Source organism: Kosakonia oryziphila, assembly GCF_900094795.1.
In the GTDB taxonomy this organism is placed as follows: domain Bacteria; phylum Pseudomonadota; class Gammaproteobacteria; order Enterobacterales; family Enterobacteriaceae; genus Kosakonia; species Kosakonia oryziphila.
On the sequence record NZ_FMBC01000008.1, the window covers coordinates 99,069 to 120,795 of the forward strand.

At 50.0% G+C, this 21,727-nt stretch carries 18 protein-coding genes and 5 pseudogenes; 15 read left to right on the forward strand and 8 right to left on the reverse strand.

What is annotated here, in order from left to right; translation table 11 throughout:
* The first annotated feature begins 34 nt into the window (after window positions 1-34).
* The gene (locus GA0061070_RS05820; protein WP_090134450.1) at window positions 35-1,744 is read left to right on the forward strand and encodes a pectate lyase; all 1,710 of its coding nucleotides are present in this window, start codon (window positions 35-37) and stop codon (window positions 1,742-1,744) included.
* Between the two features lie 126 nt (window positions 1,745-1,870).
* Window positions 1,871-2,068, forward strand: a complete 198-nt coding sequence (locus tag GA0061070_RS05825) for a hypothetical protein (protein WP_090134452.1) — start codon at window positions 1,871-1,873, stop codon at window positions 2,066-2,068.
* Between the two features lie 57 nt (window positions 2,069-2,125).
* Here the strand turns inward: GA0061070_RS05825 and GA0061070_RS05830 are convergent, their stop codons facing one another.
* From GA0061070_RS05830 to GA0061070_RS25865, 5 genes and pseudogenes are all read right to left on the reverse strand, one after another.
* The gene (locus GA0061070_RS05830) at window positions 2,126-3,217 is read right to left on the reverse strand and encodes an NADH:flavin oxidoreductase/NADH oxidase (protein WP_090134453.1); all 1,092 of its coding nucleotides are present in this window, start codon (window positions 3,215-3,217) and stop codon (window positions 2,126-2,128) included.
* A gap of 120 nt (window positions 3,218-3,337) precedes the next feature.
* On the reverse strand, window positions 3,338-4,156 hold the full coding sequence (locus GA0061070_RS05835) for a phosphate/phosphite/phosphonate ABC transporter substrate-binding protein (protein ID WP_167353536.1): 819 nt from the start codon (window positions 4,154-4,156) through the stop codon (window positions 3,338-3,340).
* A pseudogene (locus GA0061070_RS25460) lies at window positions 4,122-4,298 on the reverse strand (fatty acid desaturase); the annotation flags it as partial. The pseudogene GA0061070_RS25460 and the gene GA0061070_RS05835, both read right to left, overlap by 35 nt.
* A 138-nt stretch (window positions 4,299-4,436) precedes the next feature.
* A pseudogene (locus GA0061070_RS25465) lies at window positions 4,437-4,508 on the reverse strand (putative quinol monooxygenase); the annotation flags it as partial.
* A 61-nt stretch (window positions 4,509-4,569) separates the two neighbouring features.
* A pseudogene (locus GA0061070_RS25865) lies at window positions 4,570-4,971 on the reverse strand (VOC family protein); the annotation flags it as partial.
* Between GA0061070_RS25865 and GA0061070_RS05850 the strand changes: the two are divergent.
* A pseudogene (locus GA0061070_RS05850) lies at window positions 4,927-5,247 on the forward strand (BamA/TamA family outer membrane protein); the annotation flags it as partial. The pseudogenes GA0061070_RS25865 and GA0061070_RS05850 sit on opposite strands and share 45 nt — an antisense overlap.
* Window positions 5,248-5,849: 602 nt before the next feature.
* Window positions 5,850-6,254: an H-NS family histone-like protein gene (locus GA0061070_RS05855; protein WP_090118560.1), complete on the forward strand. Its 405-nt coding sequence runs from the start codon at window positions 5,850-5,852 to the stop codon at window positions 6,252-6,254.
* A gap of 324 nt (window positions 6,255-6,578) precedes the next feature.
* Here the strand turns inward: GA0061070_RS05855 and GA0061070_RS05860 are convergent, their stop codons facing one another.
* A complete protein-coding gene (locus tag GA0061070_RS05860) occupies window positions 6,579-7,121 on the reverse strand; it encodes a FlhC family transcriptional regulator (protein ID WP_090134459.1) in 543 nt (180 codons plus the stop codon).
* Between the two features lie 527 nt (window positions 7,122-7,648).
* Here GA0061070_RS05860 and GA0061070_RS05865 point away from each other — a divergent pair.
* The 7 genes from GA0061070_RS05865 to GA0061070_RS05895 all read left to right on the forward strand — a co-directional run bounded on the left by GA0061070_RS05865 (window position 7,649) and on the right by GA0061070_RS05895 (window position 17,468).
* Window positions 7,649-8,113: a hypothetical protein gene (locus tag GA0061070_RS05865; protein ID WP_090134461.1), complete on the forward strand. Its 465-nt coding sequence runs from the start codon at window positions 7,649-7,651 to the stop codon at window positions 8,111-8,113.
* Between the two features lie 493 nt (window positions 8,114-8,606).
* Window positions 8,607-11,213 (forward strand): bifunctional diguanylate cyclase/phosphodiesterase, encoded by a 2,607-nt coding sequence (locus GA0061070_RS05870; RefSeq protein ID WP_090134463.1) that lies wholly within the window; start codon window positions 8,607-8,609, stop codon window positions 11,211-11,213.
* Between the two features lie 98 nt (window positions 11,214-11,311).
* Entirely contained in the window at window positions 11,312-12,976 is a 1,665-nt protein-coding gene (locus GA0061070_RS05875; protein ID WP_090134464.1) for a methyl-accepting chemotaxis protein, read from the forward strand.
* Between the two features lie 71 nt (window positions 12,977-13,047).
* On the forward strand, window positions 13,048-14,163 hold the full coding sequence (locus GA0061070_RS05880; RefSeq protein ID WP_090134466.1) for an FIST N-terminal domain-containing protein: 1,116 nt from the start codon (window positions 13,048-13,050) through the stop codon (window positions 14,161-14,163).
* Window positions 14,163-15,257 (forward strand): sensor histidine kinase, encoded by a 1,095-nt coding sequence (locus GA0061070_RS05885; protein WP_090134467.1) that lies wholly within the window; start codon window positions 14,163-14,165, stop codon window positions 15,255-15,257. The genes GA0061070_RS05880 and GA0061070_RS05885 overlap by 1 nt, the downstream gene beginning before the upstream one ends.
* A gap of 2 nt (window positions 15,258-15,259) precedes the next feature.
* Complete coding sequence (locus GA0061070_RS05890; protein ID WP_090134469.1) at window positions 15,260-16,336, forward strand: HDOD domain-containing protein; 1,077 nt, start codon at window positions 15,260-15,262, stop codon at window positions 16,334-16,336.
* Window positions 16,329-17,468 carry a response regulator gene (locus tag GA0061070_RS05895; protein WP_090134472.1) on the forward strand — a complete coding sequence of 380 codons (1,140 nt, stop codon included), beginning with the start codon at window positions 16,329-16,331 and terminating at the stop codon, window positions 17,466-17,468. The genes GA0061070_RS05890 and GA0061070_RS05895 overlap by 8 nt, the downstream gene beginning before the upstream one ends.
* Before the next feature lie 401 nt (window positions 17,469-17,869).
* Here the strand turns inward: GA0061070_RS05895 and GA0061070_RS05900 are convergent, their stop codons facing one another.
* Window positions 17,870-18,337: an Hsp20 family protein gene (locus tag GA0061070_RS05900; RefSeq protein ID WP_090134474.1), complete on the reverse strand. Its 468-nt coding sequence runs from the start codon at window positions 18,335-18,337 to the stop codon at window positions 17,870-17,872.
* 549 nt (window positions 18,338-18,886) lie between these two features.
* Here GA0061070_RS05900 and GA0061070_RS05905 point away from each other — a divergent pair.
* A complete protein-coding gene (locus GA0061070_RS05905) occupies window positions 18,887-19,117 on the forward strand; it encodes a hypothetical protein (protein WP_090134475.1) in 231 nt (76 codons plus the stop codon).
* Window positions 19,118-19,630: 513 nt separating this feature from the next.
* Here the strand turns inward: GA0061070_RS05905 and GA0061070_RS05910 are convergent.
* A complete protein-coding gene (locus GA0061070_RS05910; RefSeq protein WP_090134477.1) occupies window positions 19,631-20,104 on the reverse strand; it encodes an Ivy family c-type lysozyme inhibitor in 474 nt (157 codons plus the stop codon).
* 361 nt (window positions 20,105-20,465) lie between these two features.
* Between GA0061070_RS05910 and GA0061070_RS05915 the strand changes: the two genes are divergently transcribed.
* From GA0061070_RS05915 to GA0061070_RS05925, 3 genes and pseudogenes are all read left to right on the forward strand, one after another.
* The gene (locus GA0061070_RS05915; protein ID WP_090134479.1) at window positions 20,466-20,669 is read left to right on the forward strand and encodes a hypothetical protein; all 204 of its coding nucleotides are present in this window, start codon (window positions 20,466-20,468) and stop codon (window positions 20,667-20,669) included.
* A 26-nt stretch (window positions 20,670-20,695) separates the two neighbouring features.
* Window positions 20,696-21,166, forward strand: a pseudogene (locus GA0061070_RS05920) (dihydrofolate reductase family protein); the annotation flags it as partial.
* Between the two features lie 273 nt (window positions 21,167-21,439).
* On the forward strand, window positions 21,440-21,727 hold a 288-nt coding region (locus GA0061070_RS05925; protein ID WP_167353538.1), incomplete at its 3' end, for a transposase.

Genomic DNA, 21,727 nt, shown 5'->3' on the forward strand with positions numbered 1-21,727 from the left:
TCGGCAGGAATCCTTATTTTTAAAGAGGCGAATAATGAAACTGTCAAAAATGACTCTGGCATTAACAATATTGAGTACTTTCTCCTGCGCGGCTATTGCACAGGAAAGCGCACGCCTGAGCAGCGTCAAAACCTTTGCCGACACGGTGATGACGAAAGCGAGCGCGCAAAAGCAGCCTAACGTGCCGTTACTGGCCGATGGCGTTGATCCCCGCACCGGCAAGCAGATGGAATGGATTTTCCCGGATGGGAAAATTGCGGTGCTGTCGAATTTTTCCGCGCAACAGAACCTGATGCGCGTGCTGGTTGGGTTAAGTAACCTGAGTGGTGAGGCAAAATACAAAAAGCTGGCCGAAGATAACGTTCGCTACTATTTCCGCCATTACCAGGACAAGAGCGGGCTGCTATTGTGGGGCGGACATCGCTTTATCGATCTCAATACACTGCAACCGGAAGGGCCAAGCGAGAAAGAGCAAGTCCACGAACTGAAGAACGCCTACCCCTACTATGATTTGATGTTTGCCGTTGATAAACCAGCGACCGAACGCTTTATCCGCGCGTTCTGGAATGCGCATGTTTACGACTGGAAGATACTGGAAACCAGCCGCCACGGCGAATATGGCAAAGCAATGGGCAAACTGTGGAACAGCGAGTTTGAACAACAGCCGCCGTTCTTTGCTACCAAAGGCCTGAGCTTCCTCAATGCCGGGAACGATCTGATCTACTCCGCCTCGCTGCTCTATCAACACGATGGTGACAAAGGCGCGCTTATCTGGGCAAAACGGCTGGCGGAACAGTATGTCCTGCCGCGCGATAAAAAGACCGGATTGGGAGTTTATCAGTTTACCCAGGCGTTAAAACGTGCCGAAACCAACGACGACAGCGATACCAACTCAAAATATGGCGACCGCGCGCAGCGCCAGTTTGGCCCGGAGTTTGGTGCGGATGCGCTGGAAGGCAATATGATGCTGAAAGGCCGCACCAGCACGCTCTATTCGGAAAATGCGCTGATGCAACTGTCGCTGGCGAAATCCCTCGGTCGCGACGGGGAGGAGATCAAAAAGTGGACGCTGGATGGCCTGAAAGCTTTCGCCAAATATGCCTATGATGCGAACAGCAACACCTTCCGTCCGATGCTGGCAAACGGCAGCGATTTGTCGGGTTATACCCTAAAACGTGACGGCTACTACGGTAAAAAAGGCACCGTGTTGAAGCCCTACCCGGCAGGCAATGAATTCCTGCTCTCTTACGCCCGCGCCTGGACACTGGAGCCGGATGCAGAGATATGGAAAGTGGCACGCGGCATTGCCCGTAGCCAGGGGCTGGGAGATATTGGCGAATCCGGCGGAAAAAACCATAAACTGGATCTCAACACGCAAAACAGTGAGCCGTACGCCATTTTTGCACTGATCGATCTGGCGCAATCAACTGGCGATAAAAACTACCTCACGCTGGCGGATAAAGTGGCGGACAACATTATTGCCCACAAACGCCTTAACGGCTTTTTTGTCGATGATCAGCAGTATATCTACGCCAATATCGACAATATTGCCCCTTATGCCTTGCTGGCGCTGGAAGCGGCGATGCGCGATCAGCCGGACGCAGTGGCACCGTTCCTCAATGGCGCAGGGTTTACCGAAGGTGCATACCGGCTGGATGATGGTACGGTACGCTACTCCACCCGCGACGACGAGTTGTTCAGACTCAAGCCGGGTGAACAGTTAAAACCTAACGGTAAGAAGTGATTGAACGGCCTCTCACTGCCAGCCAGTGAGAGGCTATCCAGCTGATCGCGCGGTGCTTTGCGCAAATGACGAAAATATATCCCTGTGCTAGATTTTTCCTACACCAACCATCTGGAGGAGTGGAGCATGAAATTCAATGATGAGCACACGGGACTCATTGGATTAGCCATTGGCGCAGCAGTAATTGGGCTGGTTTCAGAAAGGAAGGCAATTAACCGCGACAGCATTGTGCAGGAGATCGAACGGCAAGGCAGACGTCGGGGTGATGGGGTTGAAGATGAGGTTTTTCTGAAAGCAGCGGAGCTGGTACGCAAAGGTGTTTAGCTCCGCTTAATGCTTTCAGGCAGGCGAGCCAGCTGCGATCAGGCTCGCCTGGATTGATTATTTTACCGTGCCTTTTACACCGTGCGGCTCCGCACGACGATACTGCGGCGCAACATGCACCGCGCCATGCAACGCTGCGGCAGCATGCCATGGCCAGCGCGGATCGTAAAGCGCACCGCGCGCCAGCGCAATCAAATCAGCCTCTCCGTGTTGCAGAATATCTTCCGCATGTTGAGGTTCCGTAATCAGCCCAACGGCTATCACCGACATACTGGTCTGCTGACGCAGCGCTTTGGCGAACGGCACCTGATACCCGGCGCTCACCTTAATGCTCTGCAACGGCGACAACCCGCCACTGGAGACATGAACATAATCGCCGCCCGCCGCTTCGATTTTCTTAGTCAGTACGGCGGACTGCTCCAGATCCCAACCCCCGTCTACCCAGTCGGTGGCGGAAATACGAATGCCAACTGCCACGGATGACGGCACTGCTTCACGCACCGCGCTGAAGACTTCCAGCGTGAAGCGCAGACGGTTCTCGAGGCTACCGCCGTACTCGTCGGTGCGCTGGTTGGAAAGCGGTGAAAGGAACTGATGCAGCAGATAACCGTGAGCGGCATGAATTTCGATCACATCAATACCCAGCGCCACGGCGCGACGCGCACTGTCGACAAAGCGCTGTTTGACGCGTTGTAGATCCTGCTGGCTCATTTCACGCGGCGGGCGTTCGCCCGGATCGTACGGCATGACCGAAGCGGAGATCGTTTGCCAGCCGCCCTCTTCCGGGCTGAGCTGTTTGCCGCCGAGCCACGGCGCGCTGACGGAGGCTTTACGTCCCGCGTGGCCCAACTGGATGCCCACCTTTATCGGTGAATAGTGGCGAATATCATCCAGCACCACGCGCAGTGCCTGTTGTGTCTCATCATCCCACAAGCCCAGATCCTGCGGCGAGATACGTCCTTGAGCCTCTACGGCAGTGGCTTCAATAATCAGTAGCCCGGCACCAGAAAGCGCCAGGTTACCCAAATGAATGCGGTGCCAGGCGGTCGCTTTCCCCGCCTCGGCGGAATACTGACACATCGGAGCGATAACAATGCGGTTATCCAGCGCAACACTGCCCACATTTGCTTGCGTAAATAATTTGCTCATTTCCCCTCCTTTATTCCGGCTAAGACTCATGACTTTCTGCCTGCCGTGCGCGATTGTCTTTGGCGGAACGTGCCGTTTGTTGGCTTTTGGTTTTCACAACATGATGAAATATTTCACTATTTATAAGCTGACCACGCCATGCTTTGCCGCGTCATCCCGCCACTCCAGCAATAAAGCGTAATCATCGCGTGTGACAGCAGCAAAACCGCCAATCAAAGCCGCCGCGCAAACGTGCTGGTACTGCGCATCGCTGACCAGTTGCTGTAATGATTCCCGCAGCAGCGCCAGTTTGGTGGCGGAGGTTGAGGCGGAGGTGATGAGCGGTAGTCCGGGCGTCAGCGGGCTTTGCCCGATAATTGTCAGCCCTTCAAGTAAGTCTGGTTGATGACGCTGCACCAGCGCCCAGGTGACACAGTCGATGGCGGCGATATCCGCCCGATCTTGCCGCAGCGCCACCAGTGATTGCCGGTGACTGCCGCTAAACTCCACCGCGGCAAAAAAACGTTCTCCGTCGGAAAGCGCAGCAACCATTTTCCGTAGGGCGTTATAGCCCGATTGTGATTCGATAGCGTTGCAGACCGCACGCTGACCGCGAAAATCCTCCAGCGTTTTCCTGCTTTCTTCTTCACGCGTCACCAGGAAGCTGCAATAGCCGATGCCTTCGCAGCCCGGTGCCTGATAGTGAAAACAGCCGACGGTTTGCACTTTATCAAGCTGCGTGACCAGCGGATAACCGCAGGTCTGGCTTAACAGCAGTGTATCTTCCTGCCAGTGCGTCAACAGATCCGGCTGCGGCCAGACATGCGTTGCTATTATGCCACGGGCGGCGAACAGCTCTTTAAGCACACCGCCCAGCGCCACGGTATCTGCGCGGTGCAGATCGTACATGGGCAAAGAGAACAGGTTAGTCGTTGGGTTGCTTGCAGCCTGGGTGTGCATTCACGTCCACCGATGTAAACAAAAAGCGTCGTAACCATTCACTATAGCCCCGAACCAGAAATCCGCGATTACGTTGGCGGTAAGCCTGCCGGTCACGCAGGTAGAGCGTGCGCAATCCATACCAGGGTACGCCAGGCGGATCGTCAGTATGTTGCTGTGCCACGTCGTAACGCACGCCTTCGCGATGCAGGATGTGCACATTTTTCACCACCGTCACCAGCGCCTGAAGGAAGGTGGCGGCGTTTTCGTGGTGCTCATACGCGGCTTCATCAGCCCAGCCTTCCACCAGATGAAAGGCGTTGGCGTCGGCCAGATCCTGAGCAAAGGCGTAGTAAATGCACCCAGGTTTCACCCGCCGTGTCGCCGCTGGTCATCGTCATCGGCTCACCGCTAATGGCAATGCCTTTCGACTTGAGGAAGGCCACGCCGCCCTGAATATCATCGGTGTAAAACGCAATGTGCGAGGCGCCGATATCCTGCATCGTCGGCATCTGCTTACTGCCGTTGGCGTCCTGATAAGCGAACAATTCAATGTTCGCGTCATTACCGCAGCGGATCATGGCAATCGTCACGCTGCCCAGCCCGTGATTCCAGGTCACCAGGGCCGGATGGAAGGCGCATGGCTGAATGATGAGAAAGTGTAACAGGGGAAAGCGCGGCTGGAACTCACAGGCTGTTTCGAAACCGTGGAGATCCATATCACACCAGTTTCCGGCCGACCGGATCAGGTAGATATCGAATATAAAGTGAAAGTGCGCATCCCGACTCTTTTGCTGAACAGTGAATTTATCGTCCCGACACCATTTGTTGGCCATAAATATGCCGATAGTTTGCGCACCTCATTATTTGTCAATGTCGGTACGGTGTGGAATACCTCCAGGCATAACACTGGCGATCTGCCAGATTCCAGCGAGCCTTATGATATCCTTTTTTCCGCAGGCATCGCCTTACAATGGATGTCACCGTTGGGGCCGCTGCTCTTTTCCTATGCCCAGCCATTAAAAAAATACATGAACGATAAAGCTGAACAGTTCCAGTTTAATATTGGCAAGACCTGGAAACGCCGCTTACGCCATTACCCGGCAGAATAAAAAAGGATGGTATGAAAAAAAAACCATATATGGTCGTCCACAAGGTGGATTTCTTTGATTTCCGCTATGTGCTGGAGCGCGCCGTACTGGCGACGGATCAAGATTATTCTTAACAATGTTTGACGCGGGTGAAATTCCTTAGTCACTTAATTGTGTCGGAATCTGAACCATCAATATGTGGTAATGTTTAACGAAACATTCAGCAGTGCTGAAATCGCAGTTGACGAAACGAGTAACAAGAAAGAGAAAAGGTGTCTCTTCAGAGACAATTTTTATCGGTTGAAACAGGTGCTAAACATGGAATGACGGGCTTTTGCGAGCAACCTTACCTTTGTATGGATGAAAAACGATGAGTTGTGCATTATTTCCTCAACAAGCCCGGCGGCCTTAACTACGGCTCAACATTAAATAACCCTTAAGGGATAGGCCTTTTCTTGTATATCGCTGGCTAAATTCTGCTTTATCCACATGTCGAGGTAGAGTATGTTTACGAAAGTGAATTTATATTTGCTAAAAAATATAATTCAGTATTGATTTTTATCTCATGATCACTAAAAATTAATTCCGATATAAATTACATTCTCTGCACACGGAGCGACGCTATGTCAGAAGCATTAAAATCATTAAATAACATTCGCACCCTGAGAGTTCAGGCTCGTGAAGTTACACTCGAAGCACTGGAAGAGATGCTTGAGAAACTGTCTGTTGTTGTTGAAGAGCGCCGTGAGGAAGAATCTTCAATTCGTAAAGAACAAGAAGAGAAAGAAGCCAAGCTGGCGGCCTTCCGTCAAAAACTGTTGGATGAAGGGATCGATCCAACCGAGCTTTTATCTTCCCTGAAAGGGCAAACCACGAAGTCTAAATCTATTCGTGCGCCTCGCCCTGCTAAATATAAGTATATTGACGAAGACGGCAGCGAAAAGACCTGGACCGGCCAGGGCCGTACACCGAAAGCAATTGCAAAAGCCATTGAAGGCGGCAAAAAGCTGGAAGACTTCGAGCTCTAAAATGTATCAGGGGCAGCGCAACTGCCCCTTTTTTTATTTCTGCCTTTTCCCATTACCGCTTCCGTTAATCTGTTTAGTAACCTCTGTTAGTGCTAACTACCGCACAGAATAGCCATCGTGATATACCAAAACGATCGTAACGGTCATCAGACGCTTATGTCGCTTTTCCCTGAGCATGCTCCGTACCCACAACATTCTCGTCTATGCTGGCGGCAGGGTTTATTCTCCGGCATACAATTAAATGCCCATCACCAGATCCGGGGAAAATGTTAATAAATCAAGCTACATAATGTAGCCACATGAAAAATAAAGAAATAATGCAGCTTATTTATCCGCTGTGTAGCTCTGCGTATGAGGAATATTCAACTGACAGCAACAATGCTCACAGCCGTCTTTTTCCCGAACCTGTGTGGCTAATTCTGTTAGTGGCGGCAAATATTGCTGAAAAACAGAGTCTGCACAATGCAATGTCCCGCACTCATCAAAACCACGCAACGTGATACATCCTTCGCGTTGCGACTGGCAGGTCTCGATCAAATCCCAGCCCTGGACAAGATTAAGCAGCGGCACCGATTGACCATCAATCAGGCAGTCGTTGCAGTAATAGCGCCAGGCCTCGATGACCTGCTGACATTCACTCGTGCGGGTATGTGTTTTCAACAACTGCATGTTGTTGAAAAAATGTCGCACATGCAATCGGGTATGCGGATCCTCTGCATCGATCGCCCGGGAAGGTTCATTAACTGCTGAATTATTAACAGGTTGGTTATCATCGTCGATAAATAATCTCGCTGCTGAACTTTTTGTCGCTAAAAATAGAGCTAAAGATAACTTTTGCAGCTCGAAGTAAATGCTTTTATCTACCATGATGCAACTATAAGACTCATTTCATTGGTGACCCGGACATTGATTTTAAATGAAACATTACCACAGGTAATTTATTTATCAATGAATCAATTATGTTACTCATTTTGCAAAAAAACGCATCAATGAAATGAAAAATTAATTTTTTCTTAATGTTTCAAAGAAATTAATACATGAGATGAATCTCATTCTCATTTTAATGGAAAGCCATACGAACAGTGTATATAAAAGAATAAAACCAACGCGGCCCCTTTTAACACTTAACACTGACCGAAGAGGCAATCTGGCAAACGCAATAGGTAAATAAATGCACTATATATTTTGATCTTTCCCCTACAGCCCTTCGGGAACATGCCGATAAAGTAATATCGGTAAGGACATCATCATCCCACGTTTCAGGTACGTCCTTTTCTGCTGCCACTCCTGCCTGGACAAAGATCCAGCAATTATATTTTATTTTTGAATGAAAAATTATGCATAGGTCTGCCTTTCGTTAGAAGCCATTGCTGCTTGCAATGGCGACTGTCTGGATGTCATTCACTCCTGCAAGTCAGGCAGCAATTGGTACAGAGATTTCCACAGCAGAAGGTCAAAGTTCTTTTATTGGTTTATTTGATACGGTGGCAATCACCTCTACCGGAAGTGTCGCCAGCCCCACGAGTAACGCGCTCTCGTTCCAGTCTGTCAATATGGGTACCTTTACCAATAACGGCACGTTTATGAGTTCCGGCAGTAACAGCAACGATTCCTGTATGTATATCGATAATAGTTCGTCTGTAGATCTGTTCTCCAACAACGGGTACGTCGCCGATGTGCAGGGCGAAACGCGCTTCACCAGCTTCGGTGCCATGCCGGTGTCCGATACTGCGGATATCGGTGCCGGAGTAGCGCTGGTACAGAATGACGACCTGAGTCTCAGCGCGCGTTATGACCTTTCTACTGCGCCGCACTTCGACGCTCAGGCAATCAGCCTGCGTCTGCGTAAAACATTCTAATGTGAAGTAAACCCGGTGGGAGAACAATAACCTCCCACCGCAAAGGCTTGTAGGGGATTAGCAAGACACGCACAGGCCTCTTTTTCTGTCATCCCGCTAGCAGACTCACGCCAAAAATACCCACCAGGAGGTATTTACACTATCCTGCATAAGAAAATACTTACTATTAATAAACAACGTATTGATTTTGCATACGATAAATACATCACTGGCAAAACAAGAATATAAAATATATTTAAAACCGGTGTTTCATATTAGTAGTTACCGACATTAAAAAATATCAATCTTGCAAAAAACGTTTTTATAGCATTTCAGACCACCAACTTAAGGAAAAATCAATACTTAGGCACATATAAAAATTAAAAACAGAATGAAGTTTGATAACTATCACAAAAAAGTGTCACCGATGATATTTGCATTAAATAAAACACAGCGCAGGCCGTTAATGTAAAAAGACCCGCGTATTTTATTCATCACAAGAAAAAGGTGAAGCATGCATGTTCTCGATGATAAAAACCTGCCTTCGCTGGCAGGCAATACGCATGGGATACTCAAGCAGACAGCAACATTAATGCTGGTGCTAATGATATTCATCTTTTTTACCATCCTTTTCACCCTCATCCAGACAAAAAGCGACCTTCAGAAAACTGAGCATCGGCAAAAAATGCATTTGCTGACTAAAGCACTTGAAAACAGTCAGGAAAACTTACGATTACATCTTGCTGATTACGCCAATTGGGATGAGGCTTTTCAAAATCTGACAAGTACCGTGAATGTGCACTGGGCATGGGGCATGCAGAACCTGGGAAAATCGCTTTTTAATAAGTTTCAATATGAAGGCGTTTTTGTCCTGTCGCCGGATGGCGTAACCCGCTATAGCGTGCTGGAGGGCCAGCTCGGGCATGTTTCCTTTGAAACCTGGTTAGGCGTGAACCTGACCAACACGTTAATGACAACATTAGCCACTAACCAGGGAGCCGCTTTCACCCGGCTGATCGCTATCCATAACCAGCCCACACTCGTCGCCGCATCATGGATCATGCCGGAGGATGCCACTACTGCCGGGATAAATCCAGCAGAGCATGCGGTGATGATCTTTGTCGATAAGCTCACGCCGCAAAAGTTTCAGCAACTTGGCAACGAGTACGAAATTAATGGGTTAAGCACTTTGTCGCCTGAAGTGGCAGCAATGCGCAAAGATGCTATGTTTCTTACGGCTGGAAACGATCGCATTTATGTCGAATGGCAGAGCAAAAACCCCGTTGAAACACTGTTAAGCAAAGTGCTGCCTTTACTGATGTTGTTGATGGTGGTTTCTGTTCTATTCGCCATAAGTTTGATGCGTAAAGCATTAACGAAAGCGCGCATGCATGATGAAAAAACCCTTCTGCTGGAACAAAGCCGCGCAGCGTTATCCGCCAGCGAACAGCGTTTCAGAGATATTGTTGAAACCACGACAGACTGGATCTGGGAAGCCAATGAAAACTTTGCCCTTACCTGGATTTCTGCCCGCTTTCCGGTGATCACAGGTCATCGAATTGAAGAGTGGCTGGGGCGAAGCTTCACCGATTTTTTAGTCGACAGCCAGCAAACCATCAGCCACTGGTTAACACTGCCGCATCCGGGCGATTATTTAACGTTGTCGCACTGCCGTTATGTTTCCGCGCTCAGCAGCCAACGCTACTGCAATATCACATTAAAAAGAATCACCCTGCCGGATGGCGCGATCGGCTTTCGTGGTACGGCTTCTGACGTGACGCTGGAGGTGGAGTCCAATGAACGTATTCGCTTCCTCTCCTATCACGATGAGTTAACCGGTCTGCCGAACCGCGTCATGATGCAAGAATTCCTCGACGGAAAACTGCACTCACGCAGTGAAGCGAATAGCACGCTGGTGATGCTTAGTCTCGATCTGACCGATTTTAAACTGGTCAATGATATCTACGGTCATAGAGCTGGCGATAAGGTACTGGGCGAGGTGGCACAGAGATTGCGTGACTGTTTACGCGCAACCGATCTGGTCGCACGCCAGGGCGGTGATGAATTTATTATTATCGCCCCCGCTATTCATAAAAAAGAGGATATCCGGGATCTCTGCCAGCTCATTATTGCGGTCATCAGCGAGCCATTTAACGTGTCCGGCAATAAAGTCTCTATCGGCGTCAATATCGGCGCGGCACAATCGCCACAAGATGCCCTGACGGCCAGCGATTTGTTACGCTTCTCAGACATTGCTCTGTATGAAGCCAAAAATCTGGGTAGTAACAATTTTGTTTTATATCAGGCTGACATGGCGAAACAGATCGTACAACGACGCGAACTGGAAAATGAATTACGGGAAGCGATTAAAGAAGATCAATTATTTCTCGTATACCAGCCTCGCTTCGACATTCATGCAGGCCGCATTCACTCTGTCGAAGCGCTGGTGCGTTGGCTACACCCACGTCACGGGTTACTGATGCCGGATCAGTTTATTCCGCTGGCTGAGGAGTCTGGAATTATTACCGACCTGACGGATTGGGTGCTGGTCAATGCCTGCCGGGATATCGGCAAGGAATTTAACCATATTTCTGTATCAGTCAATATTTCCCCGATAGAATTCAAAGACAGCGATGTTACCACACGCATTAAAAACGTACTGGCAGCAACCCATTTCCCGGCAGAACGTCTTGAACTTGAAGTCACTGAAACCGTGACATTATGTAGCCCCGAAAATGCACATACCGTAATGCAAGAATTAAAAACCTTAGGTATCCGGCTGCTGATCGATGATTTCGGTACTGGCTATGCCTCATTTTATTACCTGCACAGTTTTCCTTTCCATGGCATAAAAATCGACAAGTCATTTATCTTCGCGATGAACGATTCACAATCGGCAAAGAGTATTGTGGAAAAGATCATTGGGCTCGGCAAAGATTACAACCTTGAAGTAACTGCGGAAGGTATTGAAACACAAGAGCAATTGCAGCAATTAATAAAATACAAATGTGACGTTGCACAAGGATATTACATAGGTCGTCCAGTCTCATTAGAGGCTCTCAAGGATAACCTGCACATTATTGAATGTAATATCGAAGCGAGGTGTGATGCGACCCTATAACAACCAACAATAATTGCAGTTTAAGAAGTGCACTCTTTTTCTTGCGGCTCATCACAGTGCCGCAGAAAAGCTTACCCAATACGTAGTGGGGAAATACGATGAAAATACTTCGCGATATAACAATCAGAAAAATGGTTTTACTCATCCTCGTGCTGTTCAGTTGCATCTGGGGCATCGCCACGGCGATGACATTATTTAACTTCGCCACCATCGAAAACTTATTAACGCAGAATGCTACGCAAAAAAACTCATACTCTTACCTGGTTAAAGGCAACGACCAATATTTCCGCACCGTAACACGCATGCTGCGCGCTGTGGATTACCGCCAGACCGGCGATGATGCCAATGCAGATAAGACATTGATTTCCGCAAGTAAAGCGCTGGAGATCAGCCAGGATATGCTGGCGAAGTTCCGCCAGAGCAAGCATCCCGGCGTCAGCGATGAGATTGTTCAGAGCATGGTTCAGGACTGGGAAACGTTGCTGAACAACGCCGTTATTCCTATGTATAAAGCAGCGCAGGATAAGCAGCCCGATCAGTTCCGCGAACTGTTTCGCAAAACCTATCCACCGCTGAGCGTGCAATTTGGCGTGACCGCAGAAAAATATACCCAAGCCATTCAAAATGATGACTTCTTCACACAAACCACGGCGAAAGTTAGTTTTAACGAACTGGTACTGATCAGCGCGTTAATCGCCGGTATTGTGACGCTGTTCTTAACCGATCGTTATCTGGTCAATTATCTGGTTAAACCGCTTGAAACCATTGCCAGGCACCTTGAGACCATTGCCAGCGGCAAGCTGCACGCCAGGCTTGAGGAGTTTGGTCGTAACTGCGCCGGTCGCTTGATCCCCTTTATTCAGAGGATGCAGGAAAATCTGTACAAAACCGTGCAGGCGATTCAGGGCAGCTCAGCCACCATATTTACCAGCACCAACCAAATCCGCACCGGGAACGAAGATCTTTCCGGTCGCACGGATCAACAGGCCGCGGCGCTTCAGCAAACCGCCGCCAGTATGGAAGAGTTGACATCGACTGTCAGAAACAACGCGCAAAACGTACGCGAAGCACAAAAACTTGCTGGAAACGCAAGACAGGTGGCGAAACAAGGCGGTGATATTACGTCGACAGTTGTCGCCACGATGCACGGTATTTCGGAAAGCTCGCAGAAGATTGCGGATATCACCAGCGTAATAAACAGCATCTCTTTCCAGACCAACCTGCTGGCGCTGAATGCGGCAGTGGAAGCAGCACGCGCCGGAGAACAGGGACGAGGCTTTGCTGTCGTCGCCAGCGAAGTACGTTTACTTGCGCAGCGTAGCGCCCAGGCCGCTAAAGAGATCGACGCACTGATTAGTGAATCCGTTAACAGAGTGAAAACGGGCGCAGAGCAGGTACAAGAGGCCGGAGAGGCAATGTCGACAATTATCAGTACCGTAGGTCAGGTTAATGCATTGATGGGTGAAATCACCCTTGCTTCCGACGAGCAGAGTAAGGGCATCGATCAGATTGGCCAGGCGATGACAGAAATGGATCGGGCGACGCAACAGAACGCGGTACTGGTTCAGGAGGCCAAAGCAAATGCCATCGCTCTTGAAGAAGAAGCCGGGCGATTAAACGACGCCATTGCGCTCTTTGATTTAGGAGGTCACCCCGTGACCGCCCTTTCAGGGCAGGCAACACAAACTACCACGGCGGCAAAAACGCCTTCGCGCAAAGTCACCCGAAACGCGACTGCCAACGAAAACTGGCAATCATTTTAAACCCAACGCGCTGCGGCGTTGATTGCACAACGCCGCCAGCCAGGCCACGCTTTAGCATTAGGAGAAACAACGTGAATTTCCAGATCCGATATGCAATTAGCGAATTGACTGACCCCGTGCTGGCGGTTGCGGAATTTGCCAGACAGATGGTTCCGGACGAACCCGAGACGGTTATTTTCTTCTGTTCCCCGGACTATGACCTGAATATTCTGGGCCGTGAGATGCAAAAAACATTTCGCTGCCCCTGTATTGGATGTACCTCATCCGGGCAGATCGGCACCAACGGTTTCCAGCATTCCGGGCTGTTAGGGCTTGGTCTGGGTGCCAAATTTCGTACCCGCTCTTTTGTGATTCATCCCCTGACCGATTACTCCGCAACCATTGCAGAAATTGCCGAGGAGATCCGTCGCGACAGCGCGGCCAGACCCAATTTGCAACGATTTGGTTTGTTACTGGTTGATGGCTTGTCGATGGCTGAAGAACGCCTTATCGCTAATCTCTATCAACAGACGGGAAACATTCCGGTTATCGGCGGTTCTGCGGGTGACGATCTGCGTTTCGAAAAGAGTTACGTCTATAACGGTGAAGGTGAGTTTCTTTCCGATGCCGCAGTGTTCGCGGTTATAGAAACGTCCTCACCGGTGGAGATTTTTAAAGTTCAGCATTTCGAACCCGGCGAGGTGGAATTAATCATTACCGAGGCCGATCCCGAAAAACGGCTGATCCGGGAAATCAACGGCGAGCCAGCCGCACAGGTGTATGCCGAATCGCTGGGTATCACCGTGGCAGAACTAACACCCACCGTTTTTTCCCGCAATCCGCTAGTGCTCTCTTTTGGTGACGAACCTTATGTCCGCTCGATCCAGAAAATGAACGATGATCTCTCGTTGACCTGTTACTGCGCGATTGAGGAAGGGTTGATCGTCTCGATTGGCATTGCGGGAGATCCGCTCGAAACTTTTAATCGGGCGCTGGCAAAAGTTCATGAAACCATACCGGAACCGGCTGTGATTATTGGCTGCGACTGTATCCTGCGGCGTTTGCAGTTTGAGCAGGAAGAACTTGACTTGCAGATCGGCAATTTTATGGTGCAAAACCGGATCGTGGGTTTCTCAACTTATGGCGAGCAGTATAACGGGCTGCACGTCAACCAGACATTCACGGGCATGGCAATAGGAGGTAAATAATGTCTCCGTCATCCGAAGCAGCAGTCGCAACACTCTCCCTTGCCGATTATCAACGCAAACTTGTCGCGCGGGACAAAACCATCGAAGTGTTAAAGCGACGCATTGCGCAGGAGAGCCGACACAGCCACATGACCCCGTTCGCCATTCTTGAGCAGAATGTGGGACTGGAGAAAGTGGTTGCCCGTAAAACCATCGAACTGGAAAACGAGCGCCATGAGTTAGAGAAGGCGCTTGCTGAGCTACGTCTCACACAGGCGCAGCTTCTTCAGGCGCAAAAGCTGGAGTCTATCGGCCAGCTTGCCGCCGGGATCGCTCATGAAATTAATACACCCACGCAGTATGTTTCTGACAATGTCGGATTCGTGAAGACCGCCAACTATTCGTTGCTCAACCTGTTGGATGCGGCGATCGCCATGGCCGCCGTGATGCGGGAAAAAATGGCCGACGAGCCAACGCTTGCAACATTCGATACTCTGCTCAAGAGCAGCAAAATTGAGTTTCTGCGCCGTCAGATCCCCCAGTCTTTAGATGAATCACTCGACGGGCTTGGTCATATCTCCCGGATTGTCGCTGCCATGAAAGAGTTCTCCCATCCCTCGCAAAATAAAAAGGAGTATGTGGACATACGCGACATCATCAATACCACCGTGACCGTCGCCCGCAACGAGTGGAAATACGTGGCGGAACTGGAAACCCACTTCGCCAGTGATTTGCCGCTTCTGCCCTGTCTGCGCGATATGGTCGGCCAGGCGATGCTTAACCTTATTGTCAATGCAGCACACGCTATTGCGGACAGCCTTCAGACCCGCGAGCGGGAAAAAGGGCATATCCTCGTCTCTGCGGAGCAGGTCGGCGATATGATGGAGATTCGCGTCGCCGACAATGGCACCGGCATCCCTGAGGCGATACGCGATCGCATTTTCGATCCTTTCTTCACCACCAAAGCGGTGGGCAAAGGCACCGGACAGGGGCTGGCAATTGCCTACTCGACCGTCGTGGACAAGCATGGTGGACAGATACGCTGCGAGTCGAAACCCGGCTCTGGCGCTACGTTCATCATGAGCTTTCCCCTCTTCGTGCAACAGGAGGAGTAAGCATGCAGGTGATGTTCGTCGATGACGAAACACGCATCCTCTCGGGGATTGAGCGCGCCTTAATGATGCAGGACAGCGAGTGGAAATGCCGATTCGCCACCAGCGGTCAACAAGCGCTGAGCCTGCTGGAAGAAACCCCGGCCGACGTTGTGGTGTCGGATATGCGCATGCCGCTGATGGATGGCGCAGAGTTCCTGACGCAGGTACGTAACCGCTGGCCCAGCACGATCCGGATCATTTTGTCCGGTTACTCAGAACCCGAAGCGACGGTTCGTATGCTGGGCGTTGCGCACCGGTTCGTCTCCAAACCCTGCGACAGTACGCAATTACTGGAGATGGTGGCAAACGCGCTGGCACTGCGCACGCTTTTCAGAGATCCCGCCGTCGTCACGCTGGTCGGAAAAATAAATCAGCTTCCTCCCGCCCCGAGAGTATTTGCGGAAATTAACCGCCTTCTTGCCAATCCGGGGACGAATACCCGGGAGATTGCCGGGCTGCTGGCGAGCGATCCGGCGCTCAGCGCCCGGATTATGCAACTGGCGAACTCCGCCTGGTTCAACCGGGGAGAACATATTCATGACATTGGTAATGCGATCATTCACCTGGGGCAGGAACAAGTGAAATTGCTGGTACTGGCGTCGCAGATTTATGCCGATGCCGGTACCGATCCCTATGTGGATAAGCTACAGCAGACTGCGCTTCGCGCCTCAATGCTGGCGGCACGTATCTCCAGGCAGCGGGAACGGGAAGCTACTGCGGCACTGCTGGCCAATATTGCGCTGCTCATTCCTGAATTAAGGACCACCAGCGACAAAACGACGACTGAGCAGGATGATATCCCGCTGCGCGCCGCCATCGGCGCCTATTTACTGGCGCTGTGGGGGCTGCCGATGGACATCATTGAAGCTGTAGCAGGCCATGTACAACCTTCACGCTCAGCGGAAAAAACCTTTGGCATGATCGGTGTCGTCCATGTTGCGGTCACCCTTGCCAATCATGGTGTTCCCGATAAACGTTATCTCGAACAAACCGGCATGCTGGACCAACTGCCCGCATGGCAGGAGATGCTCAATGACTGATACTTCCTTACCCCGCGTGTTATGTGTCGACGATGAACCCAATGTGCTCGCGGCCATCGCGCGAAATCTGTTTGACGTGTTTGATGTGGTGACAGCACACAGCGGTGAAGCCGGTCTGGATGCGATTCGCAGCGGAAAACCTTTTGCTGTGATCCTCTCCGACATGCGTATGCCGGGAATGGATGGCGCGACTTTTTTATCCAGAGCGCGGGAAGCCTCGCCTGACAGCGTGCGGATCCTTCTCACCGGACAGGCCGATGTGGAGTCCTCGATCGCGGCAATTAATAAAGGTGCTATTTTCCGCTATCTCTGTAAACCGTGCCCAAAAGAAGATCTGATAGCGACGTTGAATGATGCGGTTCGTCAGTACCGGCTCGTTTGCGCAGAAAAAGAGCTGCTGGCGACCACACTTTCTGCATCGGTAAAAACGCTCACAGAAATACTGGCGATGGTCGCTCCCTGGGCTTTTCAGCGAGCGGCTTTTGCGCAGTCCTGCGTTCGCCACGCATTGCCGAAACTGGGGTGGCACGATGAGTGGCTCTATACCCTCGCCGCGTCATTGAGTCAGATCGGCTGTGTTGGCATTCCTGCTGACATCGTTCAGGCTGATGCCGCACAGCGTAAATTGACGGTGGAAGAGGAAAAACTGCTGCATGAACATCCGGACGTTGCTGGCCGACTGGTGGAGCAAATCCCGCGTCTTGAACTGGTTGCGGCGATCATTCGTCACCAGGCGAAAGAGCCCCCTGCCGACGCGCCGTTAGAAGTGGTACGCGGCTCTCAGCTACTGCGCGCCGCACTGGAACTGGAACGGCACGCCGCGCGCGGCTGGAGCCTGGAGCGCCCGTGGGATATCCTGCGTGCGGCACGTCCGGCACTCCCTGAATATCTCATCAAAGCGCTGTCAGATTTTCGCTCGAATGGTGAGGGGGTTCGCTCCGCACGTATCCGTGAATTGATGCCGGGCTGGGTCGTCGATGAAGATATTCGTACCACCAATGGATTAATGGTGCTGACCAAAGGACATGAACTGACCGATACCGCGATCTCCGCCCTTCAGCGCCTGCTCGCCGCGAACGCCGTCGAAGAGCCCATTCGGGTGCGCGGCCTGCCGGGTAAAAGCTCGCTCTGAAGATGTTTCCCGCCGGGAGCACTTTCTGCCCGGCGGCTATCCGCCCAAATCCCATGCTCAACGGCCTGGTCGCTGTCGCATTGCAGGCGAGCAAGGCCTGATATCATAAAAATCCCGCACGGGACGATAAGCGGGCTTGAAGTCGCGGCTAGCATTAGTACCTGGATCATTAAATTTCTGAATCGGGATACCGTAATTTGCGATTAGTAAATAATATGAAGGTAAGTTATAACATGCATAAGGGATATGACTTCTGACAAGCACTAACTTCTTTCACTGGCAGAAACGATGTCGCGTCTGCCAGTTTTATTTTCCACTTCGCTTGCCACACGCCGAACGAAGCGGAAAACAAAAAAGGCCCGCCAAAGCGGGCCCGGAAAAATTAGGCATAACGTCAATTATCAAGCCTGATGTTCAATGGCTTTCTGTGTATTCTCAATCGCAATTTTGCGTGGTTTTTCGCTCTCCGGGATTTCCTGATAAATGGAAACCTGCAAAATCCCGCTTTCCAGTTTTGCATTACTGACTTTGGTGTGCTCCGGCAAAGTGAAACTCAAACGAAAATCAGAACGGCGGATGCCTTTATATATCCAGCCTTGCTCATCCTGAGATTCATTTTCAGAGTGCTTACCAGAAACATTCAGCGTTCCGCCGACCGTCTCGATTTCGAGTTCGTCTTCCTTCCAGCCAGGTACGCTTACATTTAACAGATAATTGCTTGCATCGATTTTTTTCAGGTCATAAGCGGGTAATGAAGTGACCGGAGCGTCGCCCGTTAACTGGCTGAACAGCCTGTCGATACGATTAAAACGGTCAGCAAAAACAGAATCAGAAAAGCCCGGAAGTGCTGACAATGTTCTGAGTGCCATAATTAACCTCCTGAATCATCAATTCAAAAGCTCAACATACAGGCAAGCTTTGCTTGTCCGATCCAATAGATAATTCCTTCCATCCGTTTTTCAAGGCTACAAAATAAAAATTTTTTGCCTATGTGTGCCGGGCATCCGCACCGGCAGATACAAATCAGCAGGGATATCAAACGGGTGAAAACCACGGGCTGATCAGAGAAACAGAAGATAAGAAAGATTAAGTGCCCTGCACCACCTGAGCGAACACTTTATTGCCGATCGGTTCTGAGTCATCCACTCGCGCAACGTTTATCAGGTGAGTGCTTGCCTGCGGGCTACTGTAAGAGATCGACACTATTTTATTGGCTGTGTGCGCTACTCATCCGAACTTTTTAGCTCACTTCCTGATTTTCCTTCAGTTTCTGTGACCTCAGGGTCCAGTTTGGTGATGGCTTCCTCTGGTTTTATTTGTCTAACTGAACGATATTAAATATTCACATTGCAGGGGTACTCACGACAGAGCATTTCTTGTTTGCCGATGAGCGCCAGAGTATTTCGTAAGGAGAGATTATGAAGCCAGTAGAAGAAGTGATTAATGATTTGCAGTGTCGTGCTTTAGCGTATGAAATCATTTTTCAGTCTATTTGTTCAGAACTGCCTCAATTGTTCATCGATAAGGCCAAAGCGAACATTGAGCTTAACTTCAAAGCATTTGAATCTGGCACGCATTCTGAAGCCGGGAAAGCAAAGCTTGAAGCGGCGAAAGCCGTTGCCTCCAGAATTATAGGCTCGAAGATTTAACTCTCCTCCTGCGCTGATTCTGAGGTGGAGAGGAATCAACAATAACGTCTTCTCCGCTTTGTTCCTCTGCCGACACAACATGGAACTGGCCATGCATTTCGGACGCAAGTGACGCCATACACTTGTTTCGGTCTCAACGCCTAAACCGTTAACGATTTCAGGCTGGCTAATTATGATCGCCCAGATGCTACTACTTACACTGCTTTGGTGGCTTTTTCTGACCTACTTTTTGTAGAAGAACTTGGGTATTGTTGACTTCCCAAACCACTGACTCGCCTGAAAGAAAACACCATTTTGCTCCCCGCCCAGCCGAGAGCCTCTACCACAACGCAGAAGTTTGAATGGAAATACGTTGTAGTCATGTTTTTTACCTCTTAATAATTGAATGAGAACAGAGGGCTGGCTGTAATGTTGCAAAGACCAGTGACTGCGATACGTCATTGCGGGATGCGGGATTATTTGTATTCAGGCACGAATACAATGCCTGAATACTTTTATCAGAAAGAAATTAGATCAATGAGACTGCAGAAATTTCAGTTGGGCTGCATCCGGATTGCCAATTAACAGCTTTTTACCCCCATTACTGTAGAGACCCACGAAGGCTTTCAGATTGGGTTGGTAAAGGTATGCAATATAGTGATCCCCGCAATTATGCTGTTCGCAGGAAGATGAACGTAACCAGGTCACGCCCGAAATGGTCACTGGCTCCAGAGGTGTCTGGGGCCCACGAAGAATCCCTTTATTTTCCCATAGCTTACCCAGGCCAGCCTTATCCATTGCATGGCTGACAGTTTTTCTGAATGCATCATCGGCTTTTTCAACGTCAAATGGATAGGGGCACGCATCACCGGCCCCAGGGGTAGCGGCTGTATTACAGCTCATCGCCTGCTCAGCCGTGACGATATTACTGCCTGCATAGCCATATCCACTGATGAGCAGCAGAGAAAAAATGGTTGTTCTGGCTAAATCATTGATACGTAGATCCATAAATTTTCATCCTTAATTAATCAGTTATCTTTCACTTGAATAGCAACAGCGTAAAAATCCATCACGTCAATCCGTGCTCGCAAAGGATATCAGCGTCGCTCTGAATGATATCGCATGCAGGGTATTAAGAGATCAGATTGGCTATGACACAAAACAACATACCCCGGTCTGATTGTTCCAAATCTCTTCAATATTGTTCCAGTGTCGTTCCATATATAAATCATATAATCCAGTAAATACATAAAGTTACTTCCTAAAAACATATATAGAACAACCGGAACAACAGGAACGACCTGGTAACCTCGCACATGAAGGAGTAATAGTCAGATAAGTTGAATTCACTTAGCTTTAAGGTGGGCTTATGCAGACTAACAACAGTGATTCAGATGAGATGGCGAAAGCTATCGGCTACGTAGTGATGGAGTTAGCAAGGACAGGATGTGCCATCACGGAAGAAGCAATCAATGAGCGTCTGGACATCGTGCTGAATAAAGATGCCAGAGTTGCGAAGAAAAATGTTGAGCCACTAAAGCAGCTCAAGTTTAACGAGTCATTGTGCGGCTAGGTTAACCCTGAATCGCGCTATTGGGTATTGACTGGCTGTTGCAGCGCGATGACCCGACAGAAGATCATGGTTATGCAGCATTCATCGCGGACAAAGATTGGATTGTTATGGGGAGAGGTAGCTATGAGAAGGTGCTGACCTTTGACGAATGGCCTTATGATCGACCCGTGCTGGTGCTCTCCCGACAGCTAACCGATACCCCCGTTCCCGATGAGCTAAAGGGCAAAGTGCAGTTCTCATGCCGCACGCCAGGGGAGGTGCTTGCTGACCTGGCAGTGCAGAATGCGCATCGCGTCTATGTCGATGGTGGGCAGGTAATACAGTCGTTCCTGCGCGAAGGTCTGGTCGCCGATATCGTTATCACTACCGTTCCCGTCCTGCTTGGTTCGGGAAAACCGTTGTTCGGATCCCTGACCGGAGATATAGATTTGACTCTGCTATCAAGCCGCAGCTTCCCTTCGGGTCTGGTGCAGTCGCACTATCGGCTGAAGTCATAAACTGCATAAAAACATAGCGGTGATCTCCGCTAAAACGAGAGTACCGTCCTGCTGCCAGCAGTACTAAGGCTTGTCCATTGGCTTTGCACTTCTTACCTTCACATCGGTTAATGCCATTTGAGGCTTCATATGGATGTTGGTACAAGATTTTATCGAACGAGGAGATAGCATCACATATACCAACAAATACAACTTGTTGTAGGTTGATACCCCCCTCTGTCAGGATAGTTGTCACCCCCATCGGAAATACTAATGACAGGATGGGAACAGATCGTGAAACGAATTTCACCAGAACGTAAAGCTGCTGCACTGGCTAAATTACTGCCGCCTTACAACATGACCGTCACCGCAGTTGCACAGATGGAAGGGATATCGGAAGCTACCCTCTATTACTGGCGTAACAAGGCGAAAGCAGAGGGAATACCGGTGCCGGGTGCAGACAAAACCACAGACCAGTGGTCAGCCGAAGCCCGGCTGGCTGTGATTATTGAAACCGCCACACTCAGCGAAACAGAGCTCGCGCAATACTGCCGTAAAAAAGGGCTTTATCCTGAGCAGATT

Bases quoted from the DNA above. Each gene is read 5' to 3' on its own strand.
- GA0061070_RS05910 (WP_090134477.1), bottom strand. From the start codon at position 20,104: ATGGATCTACGTATCAATGATTTAGCCAGAACAACCATTTTTTCTCTG.
- GA0061070_RS05835 (WP_167353536.1), bottom strand. From the start codon at position 4,156: ATGCACACCCAGGCTGCAAGCAACCCAACGACTAACCTGTTCTCTTTG.
- GA0061070_RS05830 (WP_090134453.1), bottom strand. From the start codon at position 3,217: ATGAGCAAATTATTTACGCAAGCAAATGTGGGCAGTGTTGCGCTGGAT.
- GA0061070_RS05915 (WP_090134479.1), top strand. From the start codon at position 20,466: ATGCAGACTAACAACAGTGATTCAGATGAGATGGCGAAAGCTATCGGC.
- GA0061070_RS05900 (WP_090134474.1), bottom strand. From the start codon at position 18,337: ATGGCACTCAGAACATTGTCAGCACTTCCGGGCTTTTCTGATTCTGTT.
- GA0061070_RS05895 (WP_090134472.1), top strand. From the start codon at position 16,329: ATGACTGATACTTCCTTACCCCGCGTGTTATGTGTCGACGATGAACCC.
- GA0061070_RS05875 (WP_090134464.1), top strand. From the start codon at position 11,312: ATGAAAATACTTCGCGATATAACAATCAGAAAAATGGTTTTACTCATC.
- GA0061070_RS05885 (WP_090134467.1), top strand. From the start codon at position 14,163: ATGTCTCCGTCATCCGAAGCAGCAGTCGCAACACTCTCCCTTGCCGAT.
- GA0061070_RS05890 (WP_090134469.1), top strand. From the start codon at position 15,260: ATGCAGGTGATGTTCGTCGATGACGAAACACGCATCCTCTCGGGGATT.
- GA0061070_RS05820 (WP_090134450.1), top strand. From the start codon at position 35: ATGAAACTGTCAAAAATGACTCTGGCATTAACAATATTGAGTACTTTC.
- GA0061070_RS05825 (WP_090134452.1), top strand. From the start codon at position 1,871: ATGAAATTCAATGATGAGCACACGGGACTCATTGGATTAGCCATTGGC.
- GA0061070_RS05855 (WP_090118560.1), top strand. From the start codon at position 5,850: ATGTCAGAAGCATTAAAATCATTAAATAACATTCGCACCCTGAGAGTT.
- GA0061070_RS05870 (WP_090134463.1), top strand. From the start codon at position 8,607: ATGCATGTTCTCGATGATAAAAACCTGCCTTCGCTGGCAGGCAATACG.
- GA0061070_RS05860 (WP_090134459.1), bottom strand. From the start codon at position 7,121: ATGGTAGATAAAAGCATTTACTTCGAGCTGCAAAAGTTATCTTTAGCT.
- GA0061070_RS05865 (WP_090134461.1), top strand. From the start codon at position 7,649: ATGTCATTCACTCCTGCAAGTCAGGCAGCAATTGGTACAGAGATTTCC.
- GA0061070_RS05905 (WP_090134475.1), top strand. From the start codon at position 18,887: ATGAAGCCAGTAGAAGAAGTGATTAATGATTTGCAGTGTCGTGCTTTA.